The 9,448-nt window shown below is 73.6% G+C and carries 11 protein-coding genes and 1 pseudogene; 8 read left to right on the top strand and 4 right to left on the bottom strand.

The features are described 5' to 3' along the window. Window positions 1-150: 150 nt before the first annotated feature. From GTW40_RS25775 to GTW40_RS25785, 3 genes are all read left to right on the top strand, one after another. Window positions 151-1,089, top strand: a complete 939-nt coding sequence (locus GTW40_RS25775; RefSeq protein WP_161182558.1) for a PAC2 family protein — start codon at window positions 151-153, stop codon at window positions 1,087-1,089. A 43-nt stretch (window positions 1,090-1,132) separates the two neighbouring features. After that, window positions 1,133-1,756 (top strand): dephospho-CoA kinase, encoded by a 624-nt coding sequence (gene coaE, locus GTW40_RS25780; RefSeq protein WP_161182559.1) that lies wholly within the window; start codon window positions 1,133-1,135, stop codon window positions 1,754-1,756. A gap of 62 nt (window positions 1,757-1,818) precedes the next feature. Beyond that, the gene (locus GTW40_RS25785; protein WP_161182560.1) at window positions 1,819-2,199 is read left to right on the top strand and encodes a tetratricopeptide repeat protein; all 381 of its coding nucleotides are present in this window, start codon (window positions 1,819-1,821) and stop codon (window positions 2,197-2,199) included. A gap of 96 nt (window positions 2,200-2,295) precedes the next feature. Here the strand turns inward: GTW40_RS25785 and GTW40_RS25790 are convergent, their stop codons facing one another. After that, entirely contained in the window at window positions 2,296-2,616 is a 321-nt protein-coding gene (locus tag GTW40_RS25790) for a DUF6343 family protein (protein WP_161182561.1), read from the bottom strand. Between the two features lie 157 nt (window positions 2,617-2,773). Between GTW40_RS25790 and GTW40_RS25795 the strand changes: the two genes are divergently transcribed. Next, window positions 2,774-3,466 (top strand): class I SAM-dependent methyltransferase, encoded by a 693-nt coding sequence (locus GTW40_RS25795; protein ID WP_161182562.1) that lies wholly within the window; start codon window positions 2,774-2,776, stop codon window positions 3,464-3,466. Between the two features lie 78 nt (window positions 3,467-3,544). Here the strand turns inward: GTW40_RS25795 and GTW40_RS25800 are convergent, their stop codons facing one another. After that, window positions 3,545-4,276 (bottom strand): RNA-binding S4 domain-containing protein, encoded by a 732-nt coding sequence (locus GTW40_RS25800; RefSeq protein WP_202486430.1) that lies wholly within the window; start codon window positions 4,274-4,276, stop codon window positions 3,545-3,547. A 204-nt stretch (window positions 4,277-4,480) separates the two neighbouring features. Between GTW40_RS25800 and GTW40_RS25805 the strand changes: the two genes are divergently transcribed. Further along, window positions 4,481-6,001 (top strand): YfcC family protein, encoded by a 1,521-nt coding sequence (locus tag GTW40_RS25805; protein WP_161182563.1) that lies wholly within the window; start codon window positions 4,481-4,483, stop codon window positions 5,999-6,001. A gap of 63 nt (window positions 6,002-6,064) precedes the next feature. Continuing rightward, a complete protein-coding gene (locus GTW40_RS25810) occupies window positions 6,065-6,760 on the top strand; it encodes a uracil-DNA glycosylase (RefSeq protein WP_161182564.1) in 696 nt (231 codons plus the stop codon). Window positions 6,761-6,791: 31 nt separating this feature from the next. On the opposite strand, the gene GTW40_RS25815 is transcribed toward GTW40_RS25810, so the two are convergent. Together GTW40_RS25815 and GTW40_RS25820 are read right to left on the bottom strand one after the other, a co-directional pair. After that, window positions 6,792-7,247 carry a GNAT family N-acetyltransferase gene (locus GTW40_RS25815; RefSeq protein ID WP_161182565.1) on the bottom strand — a complete coding sequence of 152 codons (456 nt, stop codon included), beginning with the start codon at window positions 7,245-7,247 and terminating at the stop codon, window positions 6,792-6,794. Further along, on the bottom strand, window positions 7,247-7,651 hold the full coding sequence (locus GTW40_RS25820; protein WP_161182566.1) for a RidA family protein: 405 nt from the start codon (window positions 7,649-7,651) through the stop codon (window positions 7,247-7,249). Before GTW40_RS25820 ends, GTW40_RS25815 begins: the two co-directional genes overlap by 1 nt. A 186-nt stretch (window positions 7,652-7,837) precedes the next feature. On the opposite strand from GTW40_RS25820, the gene GTW40_RS25825 reads away from it, so the two are divergent. Continuing rightward, window positions 7,838-8,599: a nucleotidyltransferase domain-containing protein gene (locus tag GTW40_RS25825; RefSeq protein WP_161182567.1), complete on the top strand. Its 762-nt coding sequence runs from the start codon at window positions 7,838-7,840 to the stop codon at window positions 8,597-8,599. 130 nt (window positions 8,600-8,729) lie between these two features. After that, window positions 8,730-9,448, top strand: a pseudogene (locus GTW40_RS25830) (FUSC family protein); the annotation flags it as partial.

Consider the following 9,448-nt stretch of genomic DNA (forward strand, 5'->3'; position numbering starts at 1 on the left):
TGTGGCTTGTCGCGCAGTTCCCCGCGCCCCTTGGGGGCCCCTCGGGGAGTTGAAACGTCCAGGCTTCTGATGAGTTGCTCTTGGTGATCTTGGGAATGCCTTTGGTCTTGTGGGTGTTGGGGGGTATGGACACTAGGAGGGGCGGTCATCGTGCTTGATCCGCAGGGTTTGTACGCGTGGGAGCCGAAGGGGCTGGCCGTGGTGGACATGGCGCTGGCTCAGGAATCGGCCGGGCTGGTCATGCTCTACCACTTCGACGGATACATCGACGCGGGAGAGGCCGGCGACCAGATCGTCGAGCGGCTGCTCGACACGCTGCCCCACCAGCTCGTCGCCCGCTTCGACCACGACCGGCTCGTGGACTACCGGGCCCGTCGCCCGCTGCTGACGTTCAAGCGGGACCACTGGACCGACTACGAGGTACCGGCGATCGAGGTCCGCCTCGTCCAGGACACCACCGGCGCCCCCTTCCTGCTGCTCTCCGGGCCCGAACCGGACGTGGAGTGGGAGCGGTTCGCGACGGCCGTACGGCAGATCGTGGAGCGGCTCGGCGTCCGCCTCTCGGTGAACTTCCACGGCATCCCCATGGGCGTCCCGCACACCCGCCCCGTCGGCCTCACCCCGCACGGCAACCGCACCGACCTGGTGCCCGGCCACCGCAGCCCCTTCGACGAGGCCCAGGTGCCCGGCAGCGCCGAGGCGCTGATCGAGTACCGCCTCTCCGAGGCGGGCCACGACACGCTCGGCGTCGCCGCCCATGTCCCGCACTACATCGCCCGCTCCACCTACCCGGACGCCGCCCTGACCGTCCTGGAGGCGATCACCGCCGCCACCGGGCTCGTCCTGCCCGGCGTCGCGCACTCCCTGCGCACCGAGGCGCACCGCACGCAGACCGAGATCGAGCGGCAGATCCGTGAGGGCGACGAGGAACTGACCTCGCTCGTCCAGGGCCTTGAGCACCAGTACGACGCGGCCGCGGGCAGCGAGACCCGGGGCAACATGCTCGCCGAGCCGGTCGACATCCCGTCCGCCGACGAGATCGGCCGCGAGTTCGAGCGGTTTCTCGCCGAGCGGGAGGGCGAGGGCTGAGCCGGGGTCCGGTGCCGATCGGACGGGTTCTAAGCTTCCGCTCATGCTGACAGTGGGTCTGACCGGTGGCATCGGCGCCGGCAAGAGCGAGGTGTCCCGGCTGCTCGTGGAGCACGGGGCCGTACTGATCGACGCCGACCGCATCGCACGCGAGGTCGTGGCGCCGGGCACCCCCGGGCTCGCCGCCGTGACCGAGGCGTTCGGACCGGAGATCCTGGCCGGGGACGGCTCCCTGGACCGTCCCCGGCTCGGCGCCCTCGTCTTCACCGACCCCGAGAAGCTCGCCCTTCTCAACTCGATCGTGCACCCGCTGGTGGGCGCCCGCTCCCGCGAACTGGAGAGCGCCGCGCGACCCGGCTCCGTCGTGGTCCACGACGTGCCGCTCCTCACCGAGAACGGCCTGGCCCCCCTCTACGACCTCGTGATCGTCGTGGACGCGAGCCCCGAGACCCAGCTCGACCGGCTGGTCCGGCTGCGCGGGATGACCGAGGAGGACGCCCGCGCGCGTATGTCCGCCCAGGCGAGCCGCGAACAGCGCCTGGAGATCGCGGACATCGTCGTCGACAACGACGTACCCCTGGAGGCGCTGAAGGAGCGCGTCGACCGGGTGTGGGAGGAGCTGACGGCCCGCGCGGCCCGCTCCCGCGAGGGCGGTTCGACGGAATAGCTCGACGGAATAGCCCTCCGCGTACAGGCGTTGGAATGCCCCAGTGAGGGAAGGACTTCGCCGTGCCCGAGACCAGCGGATCGACCGGACGTACTCCGGAGACGCACGTCATCGACTTCCGTGCCGCCGAGCGCCTGCTCGACGCACGGGATCCCAGAGGCGCGGTGAAGCTGCTCGACGAGGTCATCGCCGCCCATCCCGAGAACACCGCCGCCCGGCTGCTGCGCGCGCGTGCCTTCTTCGCCGCCGCCCAACTGCGCCCCGCCGAGCTCGAGTTCACCATCGTCCTGGAGCGCGAGCCGGACAACGCCTTCGCCCACTTCGCTCTTGGCCGCACCTACGAGCGCCAGGGGCGGCCCGGTCAGGCCCGCCGCCACTTCCGGCTGGCGGCCGCCCTCGACCCCAACCCGCGGTATTTGCGGGCGGCGCGCTTCGAATCCTGAGCGCGGGCGCGGGCGCGCGGACGGGGGCGGCGGCTCGGTCGGCTTCGGGGCCCCGGTCGGTCAGGGTGGTTCCCCGGTCAGGCAGTGTGCTCCCAGTCAGGGGTGTCGGCGCGGTGTCGGCGGGCGGCCCAGCCGGGGCCGCTTCGGTCGGTCCGGCGGTTCGTCGTCCACGGGTTCGTACGGCGGGACGTCGCGGCCCGGCTGGTAGTGCGGGCCCTGCCGCAAGTGCCGCAGGACCAGCGTCAGATCGATGGTGACCACCAGCCACAGCGCGGCGCAGGCCGCCGCCCAGCCCGGCCGTCCGACGAGGACGAAGGCGACGGTCCCGAAGACGGCCCAGCCGAACCCCCACACGGCCAGCCAGAGCCGCGCTCGCAGCGCACTGCGCGCGGTCGTCGGTTCACTGCCCGTACGCATTCCGTCTCCACTCCTCCTTGCAACGTACTCTTCGCCGGGCCCGTGCACCAAGGGCGGAGAGTTCCCGCCGGGCGGTGAATTGACTCGAACGAGTGGACTGTCGGTGGAGGGGAACGGCCGTGCGAGCGCCGCGCGTTGTGGGGGCATGACGGTTGAAATGCGTGAGGGACACGAGGGCACGGGCCCGGGGGCGATCACCCCGGACGGCTGTGCGGTCGAGCTGTACTCCCGGATGCCGGTCGGCGAGGAGCCGGACGTCATCGCGGCGGCGGTGCCTCCCGGGGCACACATCCTGGAGCTGGGCAGCGGCGTGGGCCGGGTGACCCACGCCCTGCTGGAGCGGGGCTTCACGGTCACGGCCGTGGACGAGTCGGCGGAGATGCTGGCCCGCGTGCGGGGGGCCCGCACGATATGCGGCCCCATCGAGGACCTGGACCTGGGCGAGCGGTTCGACGTGGTCATGCTCGCCTCGTTCCTGGTGCACACCGGTGACCCGGAGGTGCGGCGCGGTCTGCTGCGCGCCTGCGTCCGGCATGTCGCGGACGGGGGCTGTGTCCTCCTCCAGCGGGAGGGCGCGGACTATCACAGCCGGATACCGAGGGAGCGGGTCGACCCGAGCGGCTTCACGGTGCGGATCGTGGCGAGCGATCCGGTGGGGGAGGGGGTGCGTGCGGTCCGCGCCGAGTATGTGTTCCCGGACGCGGTCTGGACCCAGACCTTCCGCGCCCGTCCGCTGAGCGTGGAGGAGTTCGAGGAGGCGCTGGCGGAGGCGGGACTGGAGGTGGACAGGTATCTGACGCAGGACGGGATGTGGGTAAGGGCGGTGCCCGTGCCGGTGCGGGGGAGGTGAGGGGACGCTGCGGCTGGGCTGGGCTGGGCTGGGCTGGGCTGAGCTGGGCTTGGCCGGTCGCGGGGCGCGCGGTCGGGGTCACCGTCCTCGGCGTCGGCCTCCGGAGTCGCCGGGTTGGTCGGGTCGGCCGGGTCGACTGGATCGGCCACGGCGGTCGGTGCGGTCGGTGCGGCCAGGTCGGTCGGTGCGGCTGGTGTCGCCGGGTCGGCCAGGTCGGTCGGTGTCGCCGGGGTGGCCCGATCGACCGGAGTGACCGGTGTCGCCGGAGTCGCCGGTGTCGTCCGGTTCCCCGGGTGCGGTGCGTGCCGCTGCCGAGGCGCCCAGTGATCCCAGGCCCCGCAGGCGTTCCAGCTCGCGGCGGTCGCGCTTGGTGGGGCGGCCCGCGCCCCGGTCGCGGACACCGGCGGGGGCCACGGCCTCGCGGGGCGGGGGCGGCGGCGAGTTGTCGACGTAGCACTCGGCGGCCACGGGCGCGCCGACCCGCTTGCGGATCAGCCGCTTCACGATCACGACCCGCTCCCGGCCCTCGTGCCGCAGCCGCACCTCGTCACCGACCCGCAGGGAGTGGGCGGGCTTCACCCGGTCACCGTTCACATGGACATGGCCGCCACGGCAGGCGGTCGCGCCCAGCGAACGCGTCTTGACCAGGCGTACGGCCCAGATCCAGCTGTCGATCCGGACGCTCTCGCCCGTCGCCGGCCCGGCGGCCTTCGCCGCGGCCACGGCGGCGGAGGTCTTCGGGTCGGGGGCGGCGGAGTCACGGTTCACGTCGTCGTCCGCGTCCGGTGAATCCTGTGCAGCCAAAGCCATGCTGCCGACCCTAACGCGTCGCGCTGCCCCGGCCCGACCCGTTTTCGGTGCGGTGGTCCGTGGGGCGGTGGCCCTTGGGAGGGAGCCGCCTCCCGGTACCGTCCTCCGCCAGGGCCCCTCCCACGGCCCACCCCGGATGCGCCCCGCCCGGCCGCCCTCGACGCTGAAGTGATCGATGCGGGTGAGGAGGGACGAGGAGGGGGCATGGAGACGGCGGCCACGGCGGGGGAACCGCCCCGGCGCGAGCGGAAGTTCACCTTTCCGAGCGCGCTGACCGTCCTCGCCGCCGTCACCGTCGCGGTGTGGCTGCTCGCCTTCCTGATCCCGCCGGGGGAGTACGCCCGCGACGCCTCCGGCGCCCCCGTCCAGGGCACGTACCACCGGGTCTCCGCCGGGCGGTCCTTCACGGACCGGCTCGACGATCTGTTCCTCTCGCCGGTGAACGGGCTGTACGGACTGCGGGACGCCAGGAGCGGCCTGGTCGGACCCGACCTGTCCGGGAGTCTGTACGGCGCGGCGGGCGTGTTCCTGTTCGTGCTCGCCATCGGGGCGTTCATCACCGTCGTGTTCGCCACCGGCGCGCTCGACCGGGGCATCGCCCGGCTCGCCCACCGGCTGCGCGAGCGCGGGGCGTTGCTGATCGCCGGGATCATGGTGGTGTTCTCGGTGCTCGGCACGGTCGAGGGCTTCGCCGAGGAGACCCTCGGCTTCTACGGCCTGATCGTGCCGCTGATGCTCGCCCTCGGCTACGACCGGATGGTCGCCGTCGGCACGATCATCCTCGGCGCGGGGGTCGGGGTGCTGTGCTCGACGGTGAACCCGTTCGCGACCGGGGTGGCGTCCTCGGCCGCCGACATCTCGCTCGGCGACGGCATCCTGCTGCGCTCGGCGATGTGGGTGGTGCTGACGGCGGTGACGGTGGCGTACGTGATCCGGTACGCGCGGCGGGTGCAACGTGATCCGGCGCGGTCGCTCACCGGGTTCCTGCCCGGCGACCGGGAGCATGCCACCGAGGCGCCGGACGCGGAGCCCGAGCTGACCGGGCTGCACAAGGCGGTACTGGTCACGATGGTGCTGGTCTTCGCGTTCATGATCTTCTCGGTGGTGCCCTGGTCGAGCGCGCTGAGCGGGGACGCGGACGCGAAGCCGTACGGGTTCGAGCTGGACTGGTCCTTCCCGCAGCTCGCCGCGCTGTTCCTGTGCGCGGCCGTACTGGTGGGGCTGGTGGCGCGGATGGGGGAGCAGCGGCTGAGCACGACGATCGTGCAGGGCGCCGCCGACTTCATCGCGCCCGCGCTGGTGATCGTGCTGGCCCGGGGCGTCACCGTGATCATGAACAACTCGCGGATCACCGACACCGTGCTGCACTCCATCGAGGGCGTGGTCAGGGGTACGTCCTCCAGCGTCTTCGCGGTGATCGTGTTCGTGGTGAACCTGCCGCTGGCCTTCCTGATCCCCTCCACCTCCGGGCACGCCACGCTCGCCATGCCGATCCTCGCCCCGCTGGCCGACTTCGCCGGGGTCTCGCGCGCGGTCGTCGTCACCGCCTGGCAGGCGTCCAGCGGCTGGATGAACCTGTGGGTGCCGACCACCGCCGTCGTCATGGGCGGTGTGGCGCTCGCGAAGGTCGGCTACGACCGCTATCTGCGGTTCGTGTGGCCGCTGCTCGCGCTGCTGTTCGTACTGATCTGCGGCTTCGTCGCGCTGGGAGCGGCGTTCACGTGAGAGGCGTGAGGCCGGGCGTCCGGTGTCCGGCGGGGGTACAGTCCGGGGCTTACGGTGGCCGGTATGGACGACAGCGCCGCCCTCGCCCGCCTCGACCGGCGGCTGACCGAGTGCCGGGCCTGCCCGCGCCTGGTCGAGTGGCGCGAGGAGGTGGCCCGTACGAAACGGGCCGCCTTCGCCGACGAGCCGTACTGGGGGCGCCCGGTGCCCGGCTTCGGACCGGCCGACGCCCGTCTGGCGATCATCGGGCTCGCCCCGGCCGCGCACGGCGGCAACCGCACCGGCCGCATGTTCACCGGCGACCGCTCCGGGGACGTGCTCTTCCAGGCGCTCTACGACGTGGGCCTGGCCTCGCAGCCGACCTCGGTGAGCGCGGACGACGGCCTGGAGCTGTACGGCGTCCGGGTGACCGCGCCCGTGCACTGTGCCCCGCCCGCCAACAAGCCCACCCCGGGCGAACGCGACATGTGCCGCCCCTGGCTGGTCGGCGAACTCGAACTGCTCCGCCCCACCCTGAGGGCGGCCGTCGTCCTCGGCGCCTTCGGCTGGCAGGCGACGCTTCCCGCCCTCGCCGAGGCGGGCTGGCCCGTACCCCGCCCCCGTCCCCGCTTCGCCCACGGCACCCGCGTCGCCCTCGGCGACCTGGACCTCTTCGGCTGCTTCCACGTCAGCCAGCGCAACACCTTCACCGGGCGCCTGACGACGGAGATGCTCCGCGAGGTCCTGAACACGGCGGCCCGAGCGGCCGGCCTGGGCTGACCGGCCTTCGTGTCGCTGACAGGTCTTCGCGTCAGGGCTGCCAGACGTACCGCACGTCCGGCTCCCGCTCCTCGTTCCCGGCGCCGTCCGTGTACTCGACGGCGGTGAAGCCGTGGCGCTCGTAGAAGCGGCGGGCGGGCTTGTTCACCTGGAACGCCCACAGGGTGAGGCCGCCCGGGGCGCGCTCCTTGGCCAGCGCCACGAACCGGTCCCCGAGACCGCGCCCGCGCCAGCCGGGGTCCAGATAGAGCTGGGCCAGCAGGTCCCCGTGCAGGGCCATCATGCCGACGATCCCCGCCTCCGCGTCCTCGGCCAACCAGGTCTCGTGGAGCGGGAGGACCACGTCGCGTATATAGGCGCGCACCTCGTCGTCCGAGCGGGGCCGGGTGACCGTCGGCAGCGCGGCGGCGAAGGACCGCAGCCAGAGGTCGGCGGTGGGGCGGGCGTCCGCCGCGACCGCCCGGCGCAGCGTCACCGGGGTCGTCATCACCGCTCCGGTACCGCCGCCGTCGCCGTGATCTCCACCAGCTGGCCCGGATAGCCGAGGCACGCGATGCCGAGCAGGGTGGAGGAGTGGGGGCCGTGGCTCAGGCCCGATGCCTCGACCGCCTTCCAGACGGCGGCCAGGACCGAGGGGTCGTCGCTCACCACGTACACATCGGTGGCCAGCACATGGTCGAGGTCGCTGCCCACGGCGTGGAGCTGGGCCCGCAGGTTGGCGAGGACCTGTTCGGCCTGGCGGACGGGGTCGCCCGGGCCGACCAGTTCGCCGTGCTCGTCCAGCGGGACCGCGCCCGCGAGGAAGGCGATCCGGGTGCCCGCCTCGACCACGGAGGCGTGGGAGTAGGTGGGCGGCGGGAAGAGGCCGGGGACGGTCACGCGGCGGATCATGGCGGCTCCAGGGACGGGAGGACGGGAGGACGGGCGACCTCCGCATCATTCGCGGGTACGAGCGGGCCCGCACCCGAATTTCGGTGCGGCCGCCCGTTGTCTCCCGTAGCGTCGCTGCGGCTTCCGGCTCCCGTACGTCGCCCTGGCCTCCGACTCCGTAGCGTCCGCCTCCACCCAAGGACCCCCATGCCCACCCCCTCCGACGCCGACTTCCTCTCCGCCACCGCCGACCGCCTCGCCGCGCTACCCACCGTCCGCGCCGTCGCCCTCGGTGGATCGCGGGCGCAGGGCACCCACACCGCCGACAGCGACTGGGACCTCGCCCTCTATTACCGGGGCGCCTTCGACCCCGGTGACCTGCGCGCCCTCGGCTGGGAGGGTGAGGTGTCCGAGGTGGGCGGCTGGGGCGGCGGGGTGTTCAACGGCGGGGCCTGGCTGACGATCGACGGACGCCGGGTGGACGTGCACTACCGGGACCTGGACGTCGTGGAGCACGAGCTGGCCGAGGCGGAGGAGGGGCGGTTCCGGGTGGAGCCGCTGCTGTTCCACCTCGCGGGCATCCCCACCTATCTGATCGTCGCCGAGCTGGCCGTCAATCAGGTGCTGCGCGGCAGTCTGCCGCGCCCCGCCCGCTACCCGGACGCCCTGCGCCGCAGCGCCCCGCCGCGCTGGTCCGGCACCGCCCGCGCCACCCTCGGCTACGCCAGGGCGCACCACGCCCCGCACGGTCGCCTCACCGAGGTCGCGGGCGCCCTCGCCGTCGCCGCTGCGCAGTCCGCCCACGCCGTGCTCGCGGCGCGCGGCGAGTGGGTGACCAACGAGAAACGGCTGCTGGAGCGGGCCGGACTGCGCGGCATGGACGCGATCACCAGCGCCCTGCGACCCGAGCCGCAGGCCCTGGTCCGCGCCGTGGAACAGGCCGGGGAGCTGCTCGGCACGCGCACCTGAACGCCCGCTTCACCTGCCGGAAACGCGCCCGTCGCCCGTACGCGACAACGCCCCGTACTGTTGAGGGCGACACCAGCCCGGCCACCGTCGTCCGAAGGCACGCCCCCGCCCTCGTACGAACAGGAGCCCCGTGTCGCGCCCCGCCGTCCGGTCACTGCCGCCTTGGCTCGCCCACGCCTTCCGCGCCCAGCGCGGGCCCGTCCCCTGGAGTGCGGTCGCCCGAGGCGCGCTCGCCGCCGGACCGCTGCTGCTCGCGGGTGTCCTGGCCGGACACGTCGCGGACGGCGTCCTCGCCGCGACCGGCGCGATGCTCGCCGGGATCAACGACCGCCCCGGCGGCCGCCGTCTCTCCGTCCGCAGCCTCGCCGTCCCCGCGCTCGCGGGCGGCCTCGGCCTGCTCGTCGGCGCCGGTGCGGGCGCACACCTGGCCGCCGTACCGCTGACCTTCGCGCTCGCCCTGCTCGGCCTGGTCGCCGGGTCGCTCAGCGCCGTCGGGCCGCTGGCCTCCGCGTCCGCCACCCAACTGCTCGTCACCGCCGCCATCGGCGCCGGGATGCCGAGCCCCGAGAGCGGCTGGCAGCGTGCCCTCGCCTTCCTCGCCGGAGCGGCCTGGCTGCTCCTGCTGCGCCTCGCCCTGCCCACCCCCGGCTCGCTCGTCTCCGACCTGCGCTTCGAGGGCGAACGGACGGCGGTCGCGGCGGTGTACGAGGCCATCGCCGACCTGCTCGACGCCGTCGGCGGACCCGACGCCACCGCACGCCGGGCCGCGCTCACCGCCGCACTGGACCGCGCCCAGGACGCCCTGGCCGGACCCCGGCTGCGCCGCTACGCCACCCTGGCCCCGGAACG

Origin of the sequence: Streptomyces sp. SID4985 (assembly GCF_009863025.1) — a bacterium.
Lineage (GTDB): Bacteria > Actinomycetota > Actinomycetes > Streptomycetales > Streptomycetaceae > Streptomyces.

What these genes read in the sequence shown, in the direction of transcription:
- coaE (WP_161182559.1), top strand. Translation starts at nt 1,133, where the DNA reads ATGCTGACAGTGGGTCTGACCGGTGGCATCGGCGCCGGCAAGAGCGAG.
- GTW40_RS25790 (WP_161182561.1), bottom strand. Translation starts at nt 2,616, where the DNA reads ATGCGTACGGGCAGTGAACCGACGACCGCGCGCAGTGCGCTGCGAGCG.
- GTW40_RS25795 (WP_161182562.1), top strand. Translation starts at nt 2,774, where the DNA reads ATGCGTGAGGGACACGAGGGCACGGGCCCGGGGGCGATCACCCCGGAC.
- GTW40_RS25800 (WP_202486430.1), bottom strand. Translation starts at nt 4,276, where the DNA reads ATGGCTTTGGCTGCACAGGATTCACCGGACGCGGACGACGACGTGAAC.
- GTW40_RS25805 (WP_161182563.1), top strand. Translation starts at nt 4,481, where the DNA reads ATGGAGACGGCGGCCACGGCGGGGGAACCGCCCCGGCGCGAGCGGAAG.
- GTW40_RS25810 (WP_161182564.1), top strand. Translation starts at nt 6,065, where the DNA reads ATGGACGACAGCGCCGCCCTCGCCCGCCTCGACCGGCGGCTGACCGAG.
- GTW40_RS25815 (WP_161182565.1), bottom strand. Translation starts at nt 7,247, where the DNA reads ATGACGACCCCGGTGACGCTGCGCCGGGCGGTCGCGGCGGACGCCCGC.
- GTW40_RS25820 (WP_161182566.1), bottom strand. Translation starts at nt 7,651, where the DNA reads ATGATCCGCCGCGTGACCGTCCCCGGCCTCTTCCCGCCGCCCACCTAC.
- GTW40_RS25825 (WP_161182567.1), top strand. Translation starts at nt 7,838, where the DNA reads ATGCCCACCCCCTCCGACGCCGACTTCCTCTCCGCCACCGCCGACCGC.